Consider the following 14,106-nt stretch of genomic DNA (forward strand, 5'->3'; position numbering starts at 1 on the left):
GTCAGGGCCGCCGGGCTGTGATCTTCGCCGTCTCGGGCTCCGGCTCGGCCCCGCCGGGCCGGATCCCGCGCATCCGCCCGTACGCGTACACACAGCCCGCGAGCGCCAGGTCGGAGAGGAGCATGAAGCCGATCGAGTACGAGTCCTTCGCGCTGTAGATCGCGCCCATCACCAGCGGCGGCACGAAGCCGCCGAGGCCGCCCATCGCGCCGACGATGCCGGTGACACTGCCGACCTGGGCCTGCGGTGTGACCTGGGAGACCAGGGCGAAGACGGACCCGCTCGCCGTGCCGAGACCGGCTGCCATGCCGAGCAGGGCGATCGTGCCGCCCGGGTTCAGCGGCGGGTCGAAAGCCTGGACGATCGCGAAGAGGGCGACCACGCCGAGCGCGGCGGACGTCACGATCGCCGGGTGCACCCGGTCCGAGAGCCAGCCGCCGATCGGCCGGAAAACGACGGTGACCAGGGCGAAACCGGCGGCCTTGGTGCCCGCGTCCGTCGGGTCGAGCTCGTACCAGGTCTTCAGGTACGTCGGCAGGTAGACGCCGAACGCGACGATGCCGCCGAAGCCGATCGCGTACAGCGCGGACAGCTCCCACGTCACCCGCAGCCGCCCCGCCGAGCCGAGCCGGGTCGCGAGGGAGGCGGTCGGCACGGGGCGGTCGGGGCGGTCGGTGATGAGGAGCGCGGCCAGCACCGCGTACACGGCGAGCGCGATCGCCACCACGATGAAGGGGAGGTTCTCGCCGTGCTCGGCGATCCGGGGCGTGAAGTAGCCGGAGAGCGCCACACCGCCCATGCCCATGCCGAACACACCGAGCGCGAGACCGCGCTTGGCCGGCGGGAACCAGGAGTTGACCAGCGGGATGCCGATGGCGAAGGTCGTGCCGCCCAGGCCGAGGAGGAAGCCGACGGCCAGCATCAGGGCGTAGCTGTCCTTGGCGACGATGAGGAGCAGGACGGGGATGATCGTCAGCGCCGAGACCACCGGGAACATCAGTTTCGCGCCGTACTTGTCGGTCAGGGCGCCCGCCGGGATGCGACCGACCGAGCCGACCAGGACGGGCACCGCCACGAGCAGCGACTGCTGGAAGGAGCTGAGCTCGAGCCGTTCGCCGTACCAACTGGCGATCGGCGCGATCAGGTCCCACGCCCAGAAGGTGAGCGTGAAGCCGATGGTGGCCATCACCAGATTGCGGTAGGCCGCCGCGGGCGGGGTCTTGGTCTCGGTGTCCACGCCTCCAGTCAAGATCCGGCCGGGGGACGCGGCGCGCCGGGCTGCTCCGTACGGGGCAGCCCGGACACCGCCGCGGGCCAGACGACCGTGGTCGGCGGGATCCCGTCGTCCTCGACGCGGAGCCGTACGCCGTCACCGCCGGCCGTCACCTCGACCGTGATCGCGCTGATCCCGGACCTCCGGTGCGCCGCCGCGAGCGCCCCGCGCAGGGTGGCGAGGAGCTTCCCGGCCTCCGCGTCCTCCACGAGCGTGTCGACCGCGCCCGAGAAGTGCACGGACGGCTGGAAGCCGAGCAGGGCCGCCGCCCCGCCGGTCTCGCGCAGCACCCGGCCGCGGAAGGAGGCCGGTGCGTCCGCCGGGGGCTGCTGGAGCGCGAAGATGGTCGTCCGGACCTCCTGGATCGTCGAGTCCAGCTCGTCCACGGCCCGGCCGAGAAGCAGGCTCTCGTCGGAGTCGGAGTCGGAGTCGGAGTCGGAGTCGGAGTCGGGGGTGGAGCCTGGGCCGGGGCCGCCGGCTCCCGACGCGCCGAGGGCCCGCCGGCGGGTCGACTCCAGCATCATCTCCGTGGCGAACAGCCGCTGGACGACCAGGTCGTGCAGGTCCCGCGCGATCCGGTCCCGGTCCTCGTACACCGCCAGCCGCTCCCGGTCGTGCCGGGCGCCCGCGAGGACCAGCGCGAGCGCCGCCTGCGAGGCGAACTGCGAGGCCAGCAGGCGGTCCACCGCCGTATACGGCGAGCCGCCGCGCCGCCGGGGGAGAGCGAGGGTGCCGATGAGCTTCCCGCCGCTCTGGAGCGGCAGCATCATCGACGGGCCGAAACGGGACCGGACATGGGTGGTCATCCGGGGATCCGTCGCCGAGTCCTCCACGAAGACGGGCTCCCCGCCGAGGAGCTGGACGAGGACGGGGGAGCCGGGCGCGATCGTCGTGCCGACCAGATCGCCGGGGTCGTCGTTGGTGGAGGCGGCGACGATCTCCATCCCGCCCTCCGGGGTGGGCTGGAGGACCACACCGGCCGAGGCGTCGGCGAGGATCCGGGCCTGTTCGGCGACGGTCATCAGGGCGTTCTCGGCGGACTCGCCGGTGAGGAGGGCGGTGGTCACGGCCGCCGCGCCCTCGATCCAGCGCTCGCGCTGCCGGGTCGTCTCGTACAGACGGGCGTTGCCGATGGCGATCCCGGCCTGGGAGGCGAGGACCCGGAGGAGGGCGAGGTCCTGCTCGGTGAAGGTGCCCTTCCGTTTCTCGGTGAGGTACAGATCGCCGAAGACCTGGGTGTGCACCCGGATCGGGACGCCGAGGAACGAACGCATCTCCGGGTGGCCCTCGGGGACTCCGGACGAGCGCGGATCGGCCGTCAGGTCGTCGATCCGCAGCGGCCGCGGGTCCCGGGCCAGGACGCCGAGCAGACCGGTGTGACCGTCGGGGAGGCGGCCGACGCGCTGCCGCTCCTCGTCGGTCATGCCGGTGGTGAAGAGCTCGGTGAGCCGGTTGCGCTCGGGGTCGACGACCCCGAGCGCGCCGTAGCGGGCCCCCGTCAGCTCGGTCGCCGAGTCCACGAGGTGCTGGAGGGTGGCGTGGAGTTCGAGATCCGTCCCGACACTGAGGACCGCTTCGAGCAGCAAGGGCAGGCGGGCGCCGTCCTCGTCCACACCGTCCTGGTACACGCTGCCCTGGTCCGCACCGCCCACGTCCTCGTGCTCGGCTTCGTCCATGATCGTCATGGTCTCATCATCGTACGAATCGGGCGATTTCGAGGGATCGTCCGAGGGATCGTCCGAGGGCTCAGGCGTCGTCGGCGAGCGGGTCGCGCACCGACAGCGGGTCGAGGATCATCGGCTGGACCTTGCCCTCCAGCATCGCGCCGAGGCCCAGGACCGCGCACACGTCGGGCCGTTCGGCGATGTGCACCGGCATGCCGGTCGCCTCGCGCAGCATCTGGTCGAGGCCCGGCAGCAGGGCGCTGCCGCCGACCATCATGATCCCGCGGTCCGCGAGGTCGGCCACCAGATCCGGCGGGCAGTCGCGGAGCACCTTCCCGATGCCGTCGAGGACCGCCGTCAGCGGGGTGTGGATCGCCTCCCGTACGGCGGCGGTGTCGACGGTCACCGAGCGGGCCAGGCCCGTGGCGACGTCCCGGCCGTGGATCTCCGTGGAGGCCGGACCGTGCGGCGTCAGGCCGTTGCCGCTGAGGGCGAGCTGGAGCGGGCGCACCGACTGGCTCGGCAGCATCAGCTCGTGGTGGTGGCGCAGGTGCTGGATGACGGCGTGGTCGATGGCGTCGCCGCCGATCGGCATCCGCTCGGCCGTCACGATCGAGCCGAGGGAGAGCACCGCGACCTGCGTGGTCGCCGCGCCGCACACCAGGATCATGGTCGCGGTCGGCTGCTCGACCGGGAGGCCGCAGCCCACGGCCGCGGCGATCAGGGTGTCGACCAGCTCGACCCGGCGCGCCCCGAGACCGACGAGGGTCTCCACGGCGGCGCGCTGCGCGAGGGGGTCGCTGTCGTGGGGCGTGCAGGCCGCCGCGCGCAGCCGCGGCTTGCGGCGGAGCTGGCGGCGCAGCTTCTCGCCCAGGAGGTGGCGGAGCATCCGCTGGGCCATCTCGATGTCGACGACCGTGCCGCCGGAGACGGGGCGGACGACCCGGATGTAGTCGGGGGTGCGGCCCGTCATCTTCTCGGCCAGCGCGCCGACGGCGATCAGCGCTCCTGTACGGGTGTTGACGGCGGCGACGCTGGGCTCGTCGACGACGAGTCCGGCGCCCTTGACGAAGACCCGGGTGCGCGCGGCCCCCAGGTCGACGGCGACATGGCAACGGCGCAGTTGCTCAAGGCTGACGGTCACGGCGGATCCTCCGGAATGCGGTGCTGGCACGGGCGAGGTGTTTCGCGTTGCGCGGTCCCAGGACCTGTCCGGCCGACCATGGCCGGGGCCGCGCCCTGGTCGACCGGACAGGTCCTAGTTCGCATCGTGCGACCGCCCCGGGCCCGGCGCGCGCTGGGCTGAGCCGCCCGGGGCCACCCGGGGGACGGCGGCGGTGGCGGCGGCACGGCGCGGAAGGCACCCGGACGGGCTCAGGAAGGCACCCGGACGGACGCCGGAAGGCACTCGGACGGGCCTCGGAAGGCACCCGGACGAGCGCAGGAAGGGCTCCGGACGAGCGCCGGACGGACATCGGAAGGGGCCCCGGTGCGGCCCGAGACGATCCTGACCGAAGCGGGAGAATCACGACGCACCGCCGACGACCTGCGGTTTCCTCACAGGATCCTCACTTCCGCGCCTACCTGCCGCCGCATCGCGCCGCATAGCCTGCGGGCCCCATGGACTACTGCCACGCGTGCCGGCGGCATCTCAACGGGGCCCTCGCCTGTGCCGGGTGCGGGACCCCCGTCGAGGAACTGCGGTACGAGACCCCCCACGTACCCGTTCCGCCCGCCGAGCCCGAGTACGTCTACGAACTGGACGTCGTCGAGCCGCCGCGGCCCGCCACGGGTGGCCGCCGCGCCGCCCGTACCGCCGCGCGGGGCCGGTCCGCGTCGCGCGGGAGCAGACGGGCGCGGGCGCGCCGGGGGCGTACGGCCCTCCTGGGGACGGTGGGCCTGGTCCTCGCGGCCGGGACGCTGGGCGTGGTGCAGCTGGCCATGGAGGAGCCGGAGGCGAGCGGCGCGGCCACGGCCGTGCAGGAGCAGGAGATCGTCGAGACCTCGTCGCCGCCCACCCCTGCCGAGACCACCGAGAGCGCCGCGCCGCCGGACGGCTCCGGCCCGTCCCCGGTCACGGACGCCCCGAGCACGAACGCGCCCACCCGCGAGCACCAGGTGGACACGGGGTCGGGCACGGGTGCGGGCTCGGGGTCCGGCTCAGGCTCGGGCTCGGGATCCGGCTCGGGTACGGGATCCGGCTCCGGTTCAGGCTCCGGTACGGGCTCGGGATCCGGTTCCGGTACGGGGGAGGGGCCCGGGGGCGACCCGGCCGAATCGCCGACGCCCACCCGCACGGCTTCCCCGTCCGCCACGCCCGACGTCACGCAGCCCGGCACGCCGACCCCCTCGGGCACGCCGACGGCGACGCCCACGGGCACCGGGCCCACCCCGAGCGGCTCACCCTCCGGGACGGTGACGGCGGCGCCGCCCGCGAGCCCCACACCGACCCCGACCCCGACGGAGGAATGCACCCGCTTCCTCTGGTTCTGCGTCTGAGGGCGCGCGGAGCCCCTGTCGCCTCTCAGACCTGGACCGCGTCCTCGCCGAGCATCCGCTTCAGCAGGTCCCGCAGGAGGGTCCGCTCGACCTCGGTCAGCTCGCCGAGGGGCTCGCGGGCGAAGTCCAGTGACTCGCGCAGCCGCCGGGCGGTGTCCCGGCCCTCGTCCGTGGGGACGGCCAGCTTGACCCGCCGGTCGTCCGGGTCGGGCCGGCGCTCGACCAGGCCGCGGGCCTCCAGGCGGTCGACTATCCCCGTGATGTTGGACGGCTCGCACTTCAGCTTCTGGGCGATCCGCCGCATCGGCAGCGGGTCGAGCGAGAGCAGCCCGAGGACCCGGGCCTGCGCGCCGGTCAGCGAGTGCTGAGCGGCCGCCTGCTCGTACTCCTCGTAGTAGCGCGCCACGACCGTGCCGATCAGCTCGACGACTTCGAGGGTCAGGGGGTCCGTGCGTGAGGTGGCCATGGGCTTCATCCTACCCGGATACTTGACAACATGAAATATCAAGGCGCATGGTTGTTTCAGTCAGTGAATCATTTGTGTTCTGAAGCTTTATCTGGAGGCCGTGCTCATGTCCGTTCTTCCCGCGTCCAGCCGTGAGTGGCACCTCGTCGCCCGTCCGCACGGCTGGCCGACCGCCGCGGACTTCGCCCTGCGCGAGACCCCGGTCGCCGAGCCCGCAGAGGGCCGCATCCTCGTGCGCAACCTGCACTTCTCCGTCGACCCGTACATGCGCGGCCGGATGAACGACGTGAAGTCGTACATCCCGCCGTTCAAGCTCGACCACCCCATGGACGGGGGCGCGGTCGGCGAGATCGTCGCGTCCAACGCGGAGGGCTTCGCCGTCGGCGACCACGTCCTGCACGGCCTGGGCTGGCGCGAGTATGCGGACGTCCCCGCGCAGCACGCGACCAAGGTCGACCCGGCGCTCGCCCCCCTCTCCGCCTACCTGGGCGTGCTCGGCATGACCGGCCTCACGGCCTACGCGGGACTGTTCGATGTCGCCTCCTTCAAGGAGGGCGACGCCGTCTTCGTGTCCGGCGCGGCCGGGGCCGTCGGCAGCCAGGTCGGCCAGATGGCGCGGCTCAAGGGCGCCTCCCGGGTCATCGGCTCCGCGGGCTCCGACGAGAAGGTGAAGTTCCTCGTCGAGGAGCTCGGCTTCGACGCGGCCTTCAACTACAAGAACGGCCCGGTCAAGGACCAGCTCCGCGAGGCCGCCCCGGACGGCATCGACGTCTACTTCGACAACGTCGGCGGGGACCACCTCGAAGCCGCCATCTCCTCGCTCAACGTGCACGGCCGCGCCACCATCTGCGGCATGATCGCCCAGTACAACGACACGGAGCCGGTCGCGGGCCCGCGCAACATGGCGATGATCATCGGCAAGCGGCTGCGCCTCCAGGGCGTCCTCGTCGGCGACCACTACGGCCTGCAGAACCAGTTCGTCCAGGAGGTCGGCGGCTGGCTCGGCTCCGGCGAGCTGAAGCACCGCGAGACCTTCGTCGACGGCATCGAGAACGGCGTGGACGCCTTCCTCGGACTGCTGCGCGGGGACAACACCGGAAAGATGATCGTCTCGGTGAACCGCTAGTCTTCCCTCAGCCGTCGCGATCGTGGGCGCGAGTCGCGGCGAACTGACGAAGGAACGACCAGCATGTCCATACAGCACTCCGACGTTCTCTACACCGCCGTCGCCACCGCCGAGAACGGCCGGGACGGCCGGGTCGCCACCGACGACGGTCAGCTCGACGTCGTCGTCAACCCGCCCAAGGCCATGGGCGGCTCCGGCGCCGGCACCAACCCCGAGCAGCTCTTCGCGGCCGGCTACAGCGCCTGCTTCCAGGGCGCGCTGGGCGTCGTCGCCCGCAACGAGAGCGCCGACATCTCGGGCTCGACGGTCACCGCCGAGGTGGGCATCGGCAAGAACGACGACGGCTTCGGCATCATCGTCAAGATCTCGGCGACCATCCCGAACGTGGACGCCGAGACCGCCAAGAGCCTCATCGAGAAGGCCCACCAGGTCTGCCCGTACTCGAAGGCGACCCGCGGCAACATCACCGTAGAGCTCGCCGTCTGAGCTTCGGACCCGCACACTGAGTGAGGGCCGCACCCCGACCGACCGGGGTGCGGCCCTCACCGCGCTCCTCAGTAGGGTGACTCCCATGCGTGATCTCGGGGTGGGTTTCAGATATCTGGTACAGGGCCAGAAGTGGGTCGGCCGGCACGGACGGTGGTTCGGATTCGGGCTGTTGCCCGGTCTCGTGACCCTCGTGCTCTACGTGGGAGCGCTCGTCGGCCTCGGCTACGGAGCCGACGACCTGGCGGCCTGGGTGACGCCGTTCGCCGACGACTGGAGCTCGCCCTGGCGCGGGATCTTCCGGGGCACGGTCACCGGCCTCGTCTTCGCCTTCGGGCTGTTCCTCGCGGTCATCACCTTCACCGCCGTGACCCTGCTCGTCGGCCAGCCCTTCTACGAGTCCCTCTCGGAGGAGGTCGACCGCAGCGAGGGCGGCGACGTGCCCGAATCCGGGCTGCCGCTCTGGCGTGAGCTGTGGATCTCGGCCCGCGACAGCCTGCGGGTCCTGCTGCGGGTCGCGTTCTACGGCATCCTGCTCTTCGCCTGCGGTTTCATCCCGGTGATCGGCCAGACGGTCGTCCCCGTCCTCGGTTTCTGCGTCTCCGGCTTCTTCCTCACCCAGGAGCTCGCGTCCGTCGCCCTCCAGCGCCGGGGTGTCGAGCTCAAGGAACGTCTCGCGCTGCTGCGCGGCCGCCGCATGGTCACCCTGGGCTTCGGCGTGCCGCTGACCCTCGCCTTCCTGGTGCCGTTCGTCGCGGTCTTCCTGATGCCGGGAGCCGTCGCCGGAGCCACCCTCATGGCCCGTGACCTGCGCGGCGAGACGGCCGGCGAGGGCCGGGACGGCGACTCCCAGGAAAACGATCAAGAACGCGGCAACCTTCCGTCCTCCGGTGGCGACCAGGGGGTGCACCACTTCCCCCACTGAGGAAAGAGCACCATGACGTCACACAAGCGGAAGACAGGTCGCCGCCGCGCGGTCGTCGGCGGCCTGAGCGCCCTCGGCATCACCGGCGCGGCGATCGTCACCACCACCCTGCTCGCCCCCGCGGGCGCGGCGACGGCGGCCGCCTGGCCGCAGGCCAAGGGCAGCAAGCCGGTCGCCACGACCATCGAGGTCTCGGGTACCTACGACGGCAAGCTCACGCGCTTCTCCGGCACCGGTGAGCTCGGCTCCGACGGGCAGAGCGAGAGCCAGCAGCCGCTCTTCGTCCTCAAGGACGGCGCGACCCTCAAGAACGTGATCATCGGCACCCCCGCCGCCGACGGGGTTCACTGCCTCGGCAGCTGCACCCTCCAGAACGTCTGGTGGGAGAACGTCGGCGAGGACGCCGCCACCTTCAAGGGCACCGCGAAGACGGCGGTGTACGCGGTCCACGGCGGCGGCGCGAAGGGCGCGTCCGACAAGGTCTTCCAGTTCAACGGCGCGGGCAAGCTGGTCGTGAACAAGTTCCAGGTCTCCGACTTCGGCAAGCTGGTCCGCTCCTGCGGCAACTGCAAGAAGCAGTACCCCCGCACGATCCTGATCAACGACGTCGACATCACCACGCCCGGCAAGTCGATCGTCGGCGTGAACGCCAACTACGGCGACACCGCGAGCCTGCGGAACGTCCGGGTCCACGGCGACACCAAGAAGAAGATCAAGCCGTGCACCCGCTTCACCGGCAACGACACCGGCAAGGAGCCGAAGGAGATCGGCACGGGCCCCGACGGCACCACCTGCCGCTACGCCGCCGGAGACCTCTCCTACGACTGACCCGGAGGGAGCACCCGGTCCTCAGGCGTCCCGGACGCCGAAGGCGCCTCAGCCTTCGAGGACCGGGTGCAGTTCGGGACGCGCGGCCCACCAGTCCCGGTAGAAGGCGAGCCCGCCGCGATCAGGGCGTGGTGCATCTTCCGGTCGGCCACCCGGTGCCGCAGCGAGTGATGAAGCGATCCTGAGGAGTGCTCTGAGTCGCAGGCTGGACAGTATGTGGAAGAGCCGAACGCACGGTGACAACTGGAACGAATGTTCCGGTGTCGGATCGTGGGGCGGTGATCATACGGTGATCGTCATGCAGCTCCGGTACTCCTTCCGCCTCTACCCGAATGGGCCTCAGCGTGCTGCGCTGGCCCGTGCTTTCGGGTGCGCGCGGGTGGTCTACAACGACGCACTACGTGCACGTGAGACCGCCCGGGCCGAGGCAGCACCGTTCCCGAGCGCCGGGGACTTGTCGAAGCTGCTGATCACCGAAGCGAAGAGGACCGCCGAACGGTCCTGGCTCGGCGAGGTCTCGGCCGTCGTCCTGCAGCAGTCGTTGCGGGACCTGGATACCGCGTACCGGAGCTTTTTCGACGGCCTCAAGGGTAAGCGCCCGCGAATGGGCGCACCCCGGTTCAAGAGCCGGAAGGACAGTCGGCAGGCTGTCCGGTTCACCGCGAACGCGAAGTGGAAGATCACTCCTGGCGGGGATCTGTCGCTCCCGAAGGTCGGGGACGTGCGGGTCAAGTGGTCCCGTGCACTGCCGTCGGCGCCGTCCACGGTGACGGTGATCAAGGACGCGGCCGGGCGATACTTCGCGTCGTTCGTGGTGGTGACCGATCCGGCCTCGCTGCCGGAGGTGGAACCGGTCGTCGGTATCGACCTGGGGCTCGGGCACTTCGCGGTCCTCTCGGACGGTACGAAGGCCGACGCTCCGCGGTTTCTTCGGCGGGCGGAGAAGAAGCTCAAGAAGGCCCAGCGGAGCCTGAGCCGTAAGGCGAAGGGCTCGAACAACCCGGACAAGGCCAGAGTCAAGGTCGCCCGCGCGCATGCGCGGGTGGCCGACGCGCGGCGCGAGTTCCACCACCAGCTCTCCACGAAGGTCATCCGCGAGAACCAAGCGGTGGCCGTGGAGGACCTGGTGGTGAATGGGCTCGCCCGTACGCGTCTGGCCAAGTCCGTGCACGACGCGGGCTGGGCTGCGTTCGTGACGATGCTGGAGTACAAGGCCGCCCTGTACGGTCGGACCTTCGGACTGGCGGTGTCAGCCTGTCGAGCGCAGGTAAGACCGGTACGCGTACCGGCACAGCGCGGCGAAGCAGGAACCCACCGAGACGGTCGGCCGACCGTGGCAGGAATCCCCGCCCTTTAGGGGGGGAGCGGAAGTCGATACCGGTACGTGGTCCTACTGCAGCGGCTCCGGTGCGTACGCGCTGGGCCTGAGCGCCCCGCACCACGGATCAACGGCCGCCCGGTTTCCTCGTGCTCAGCCGGCCTCGGCGAGTACGTACCCCGGTTCCGACCCGCCCGCGTCGGCGATCCGCTCGCCGTCCGGGCCCCAGGCCCCGGCCCCGCCGATGCCCACCCCGTCCTCGTTGGACCCGAGGACATTGCCGAGGACCACGTACAGACCGAAGTCCCGGGCCCGTACCGGGTACACCTTCTCGAGCGAGTCGTTGCCGACGGACAGAACCGAACTCGCCAGGTACACCGAGCAGTCGTCGGCCACCGCCCGCTCGGCGAGCTCGGGGAAGCGGTTGTCGTAGCAGGTGGCCAGGGCGAACCGGATCCCGTCGAGCGTGAACCGCCCGTCGGCGGTGCCCTGCTCGAAGACCTCGTGCTCGAAGCCGTGCAGGTGGAGCTTGTCGTAGCGGGCGAGGAGCGAACCGTCAGGGCCGATCACGAGCGTACTGAGCCCGGGCTTGGAACCGGCCGTTCGCACAGGCCCGTTGACCACGGCCGCCGCCGAGACCTCCCGGCAGGCCTCCCGTACGGGTTCGAGGCGCGGGTCGTCCTCGGTGAGGACGAGCCCCGGGGTGTCCCGGATCAGGGACGGCTCGTACCCGCTCAGACAGAGCTCGGCGAAGACGACCACCCGGGCCCCCTCCGCCCCGGCGGCCCGGACGAGCCCGGCGATCGTACGGACGTTGGCGTCGATGTCCCCGGCGACCGGGGCGAACTGGGTGGCTGCGACGATCATGCCCCCATCATCCCGCCCGCCCGCCGCGCGGGAACCCCCGGGAGCCCCGCAGCGCCTCCGCCGTCTCTCGCAGCTGCCCCAGAAAGGCCGTCGCCGCCACGGTCGGGACCGGTGGGGTGACGGCGCAGATCCTGCGGTACGGGACGTCGTCCGGGTGGATCGTGACGAGCGTGACGTCCCGCCGTACGGCCGCCGCCGCGAGCGCCGGTACGAGGGTGATGCCCAGACCCGCGGCGACCGCCCCGAGCTTGGCGATCCAGTCGTGCGCCATCAGCCCGGTGCGCGGCCGGAACCCGGCGGCGACGGCCGGCCGGAAGAGGGTGTCCTCCAGGCGCTCGGCACCGACGATCCACTCCTCGTCGGCGAGCTCGGCAAGCCGCACCGCCCGCCGTCCGGCGTGCGGATGGCCGCGCTCCAGGGCCACCAGCATCGGCTCGTCGAGGAGGTGATGGAGCGTCACACCCTCCGGCGGGGGAGTGGCGAGGGCCGGGCTGACCACCGCCAGGTCCTGCTCACCCGCGGCGAGCAGCGCCAGGTGCTTCACCGACGGGCCCTCGGTGCGGGTGACGGCCACGCCCGGATGCCGGGTGCGGAACGCGGCCTGCGCGCGGGGGACGAGCGCCGCGTTGGCGCTGGAGAAGGAGCCGAGCCGGAGGAGTCCGCCCTCCAGGGTGCGCAGCGCCTCCAGTTCGGCCCGGGCCGCGACCAGCCGGTCCCGTACCGCCTCGGCGTGCGGCAGCAGCACCCGGCCCGCCTCGGTCAGCCGCACCCCGCGCGGCAGCCGCTCGAACAGCGCCGCGCCCGTCTCGTCCTCCAGGGACTGGACCTGGCGGGAGACCGCGGACTGGGTGTAGCCGAGGACGCGGGCGGCGGCGGTGAAGGAACCCTCGCGGGCGACGGCGAGAAAGACCTCGTACAGGACATGACCGTTCACATGCTCATTCTGCATGGAGCCCATGCGAGACATTCGCTTGTCGCATATCTGCGGCCCCCCCTAGCGTCGAACGCATGGACACCACGCACCAGAAGATCGCCTTCCTCGGCCTCGGATCCATGGGCCTGCCGATGGCCCGCCGCCTCCTCGACGCCGGACACCCTCTGACCGTCTGGAACCGCACGGCCGCCAAGGCCGACGCCCTCGTCGCCGACGGGGCCGTCCGCGCCGCGAGCCCCGCCGAGGCTGTCCGTGACGCCGATGTCGTCCTCACGATGCTCGCCGACCCGGCCGCCGCGCTCGCCGTCGCCGACGAGCTGATCCCGGCGCTGCGCCCCGGCACCCACTGGATCGACACGTCGACCGTCGGCCCGGACACCGTCCGCGCGCTGACCGCCCGGCTCCCCGAGGGGGTCACCCTGATCGACGCGCCCGTCATGGGCAGCGTGGACCGGGCGGCCGCCGGGGAGCTGATCATCCTCGCGGGAGGTGACACCGCACCTGTCGCCGGCGTCCTCGACCTGCTCGGCGAGACCACGCCGTGCGGCGGCCCCGGCACTGGCGCCGCCCTCAAGCTGGTCCTCATCAACGCCGTGATCGGCGGAGTCGCCCTCGTCGGCGAGGCCCTCGCCCTCGCCGGCTCCCTCGGTCTGCCCCGGGAACTCGCGCTGCGCACCCTCGCCGCGGGCCCGTTGGCCGGCGCCGTCGGCCGCGCCACCGCCACGGGCGTGCACTTCCCGGTCGCGCTCGCCGCGAAGGACGTCGCCCTGGCGACGGCGGCGGCGAAGCTGCCGGTCCTGGAGGCCGTTCACGCGGCTCTGACGTCGGACCCGGCCCTGCGCGACCAGGACCTGGCGGCCGTAATCCGCTAGCGGGCGACCGGTGTTGGGCCTCTACACTCCGGTGCATGCGGGATCGCGCGGTCCCGCAAGGGTGCGGGGCCGTGGCAGAGCACGGTCGATTGCGGAGCCGGGTGGTGGAGGTCCTCACGCCCGGGGAGAGCGGCCGGTCGCCGGACCTGGCGGCCGAGTCTCGCGGGTTCAAATCCCGTCGGCCCCGCACCCGAACCCCCGCACCCGAACCTCCGCACCCGAACCTCCGCCTCAGGCCTGGGGGTCGTCCCCCCGCAGCAGCCGCAGGAAGTCCCGGAAAGCGGTCGGCATGTCCACCGCGGCCGGGTCGAGCAGCCACTGGTACTGGAGCCCGTCCACCACCGCCGTCAGGATCGGCGCCGCCTCCTCGGGGGTGAGCCCGCTCGGCAGCCGCTCGCCGAACTCCAGGCGCAGCACGTCCGCCATGCTCGCCCGCACCTGCCCGTACCGCTCGGTGAAGAACTCCCGCGCCGGATGCCCGTCCGTGACGCTCTCGCCGAGCAGCGCGGAGAAGGTCTGCACGATCCCCGGCCGCATCGCGTTGTACTCGACGAGCGACTCCATGAGGTCGAGCCGCCAGTTCTCGCGGTCCCGGCCGCCGCTCGTGTCCCAGCGGTCGCGCTCCTCCAGGACCGCGATGAGCAGCGCCTCCTTCGTCGGGAAGTAGTGGAGCAGCCCCTGCTGGGTCAGCCCGACGCGTTCGGCGACGGAGCCGAGGGTGGCGCCCCGGTAGCCGCGCTCGGCGATCACTTCGAGGGCGGCGCGCAGGATCTCCGCGCGCCGCTCCTCGCTCCTGGCCCGCACCATCGCCTCGGCCCCTCTCCTGACGTCTTCCCGAGACCGTACCG

14 protein-coding genes are annotated in these 14,106 nt (G+C 72.0%); 7 read left to right on the plus strand and 7 right to left on the minus strand.

All coding sequences use genetic code 11. The features are described from left to right. Position 1: 1 nt before the first annotated feature. The 3 genes from OG357_RS27260 to OG357_RS27270 form a co-directional block, all read right to left on the minus strand. On the minus strand, positions 2-1,186 hold the full coding sequence (locus OG357_RS27260; protein WP_329625708.1) for an MFS transporter: 1,185 nt from the start codon (positions 1,184-1,186) through the stop codon (positions 2-4). A gap of 59 nt (positions 1,187-1,245) precedes the next feature. Next, the gene (locus OG357_RS27265; protein WP_329623660.1) at positions 1,246-2,958 is read right to left on the minus strand and encodes a GAF domain-containing sensor histidine kinase; all 1,713 of its coding nucleotides are present in this window, start codon (positions 2,956-2,958) and stop codon (positions 1,246-1,248) included. Between the two features lie 61 nt (positions 2,959-3,019). Next, positions 3,020-4,081 (minus strand): rod shape-determining protein, encoded by a 1,062-nt coding sequence (locus OG357_RS27270; RefSeq protein ID WP_329623661.1) that lies wholly within the window; start codon positions 4,079-4,081, stop codon positions 3,020-3,022. 476 nt (positions 4,082-4,557) lie between these two features. On the opposite strand from OG357_RS27270, the gene OG357_RS27275 reads away from it, so the two are divergent. After that, the gene (locus tag OG357_RS27275) at positions 4,558-5,436 is read left to right on the plus strand and encodes an SCO2400 family protein (RefSeq protein WP_329623662.1); all 879 of its coding nucleotides are present in this window, start codon (positions 4,558-4,560) and stop codon (positions 5,434-5,436) included. Positions 5,437-5,461: 25 nt separating this feature from the next. Here OG357_RS27275 and OG357_RS27280 read toward each other — a convergent pair whose 3' ends face one another. Then, complete coding sequence (locus tag OG357_RS27280; RefSeq protein WP_317594711.1) at positions 5,462-5,902, minus strand: MarR family winged helix-turn-helix transcriptional regulator; 441 nt, start codon at positions 5,900-5,902, stop codon at positions 5,462-5,464. Positions 5,903-6,008: 106 nt separating this feature from the next. On the opposite strand from OG357_RS27280, the gene OG357_RS27285 reads away from it, so the two are divergent. The 5 genes from OG357_RS27285 to OG357_RS27305 all read left to right on the plus strand — a co-directional run bounded on the left by OG357_RS27285 (position 6,009) and on the right by OG357_RS27305 (position 10,624). After that, on the plus strand, positions 6,009-7,028 hold the full coding sequence (locus tag OG357_RS27285; RefSeq protein ID WP_329623663.1) for an NADP-dependent oxidoreductase: 1,020 nt from the start codon (positions 6,009-6,011) through the stop codon (positions 7,026-7,028). Between the two features lie 63 nt (positions 7,029-7,091). Further along, positions 7,092-7,514 carry an organic hydroperoxide resistance protein gene (locus tag OG357_RS27290; RefSeq protein ID WP_317594708.1) on the plus strand — a complete coding sequence of 141 codons (423 nt, stop codon included), beginning with the start codon at positions 7,092-7,094 and terminating at the stop codon, positions 7,512-7,514. Between the two features lie 85 nt (positions 7,515-7,599). Next, positions 7,600-8,439, plus strand: coding sequence for an EI24 domain-containing protein (locus tag OG357_RS27295; RefSeq protein WP_329623664.1), 840 nt, complete (start codon positions 7,600-7,602; stop codon positions 8,437-8,439). A 12-nt stretch (positions 8,440-8,451) separates the two neighbouring features. After that, on the plus strand, positions 8,452-9,267 hold the full coding sequence (locus OG357_RS27300) for a pectate lyase (RefSeq protein ID WP_329623665.1): 816 nt from the start codon (positions 8,452-8,454) through the stop codon (positions 9,265-9,267). Between the two features lie 298 nt (positions 9,268-9,565). Then, complete coding sequence (locus OG357_RS27305) at positions 9,566-10,624, plus strand: RNA-guided endonuclease InsQ/TnpB family protein (protein ID WP_329623666.1); 1,059 nt, start codon at positions 9,566-9,568, stop codon at positions 10,622-10,624. Positions 10,625-10,738: 114 nt separating this feature from the next. Here the strand turns inward: OG357_RS27305 and OG357_RS27310 are convergent, their stop codons facing one another. Next, positions 10,739-11,452: a carbon-nitrogen hydrolase family protein gene (locus OG357_RS27310; protein ID WP_329623667.1), complete on the minus strand. Its 714-nt coding sequence runs from the start codon at positions 11,450-11,452 to the stop codon at positions 10,739-10,741. A gap of 7 nt (positions 11,453-11,459) precedes the next feature. Continuing rightward, complete coding sequence (locus tag OG357_RS27315; RefSeq protein ID WP_329623668.1) at positions 11,460-12,401, minus strand: LysR family transcriptional regulator; 942 nt, start codon at positions 12,399-12,401, stop codon at positions 11,460-11,462. 59 nt (positions 12,402-12,460) lie between these two features. On the opposite strand from OG357_RS27315, the gene OG357_RS27320 reads away from it, so the two are divergent. Next, a complete protein-coding gene (locus tag OG357_RS27320) occupies positions 12,461-13,258 on the plus strand; it encodes an NAD(P)-dependent oxidoreductase (protein ID WP_329623669.1) in 798 nt (265 codons plus the stop codon). 231 nt (positions 13,259-13,489) lie between these two features. On the opposite strand, the gene OG357_RS27325 is transcribed toward OG357_RS27320, so the two are convergent. Next, the gene (locus OG357_RS27325) at positions 13,490-14,065 is read right to left on the minus strand and encodes a TetR/AcrR family transcriptional regulator (RefSeq protein WP_329623670.1); all 576 of its coding nucleotides are present in this window, start codon (positions 14,063-14,065) and stop codon (positions 13,490-13,492) included. Positions 14,066-14,106 lie beyond the last annotated feature (41 nt).

This window comes from Streptomyces sp. NBC_01255, assembly GCF_036226445.1.
In the GTDB taxonomy this organism is placed as follows: domain Bacteria; phylum Actinomycetota; class Actinomycetes; order Streptomycetales; family Streptomycetaceae; genus Streptomyces.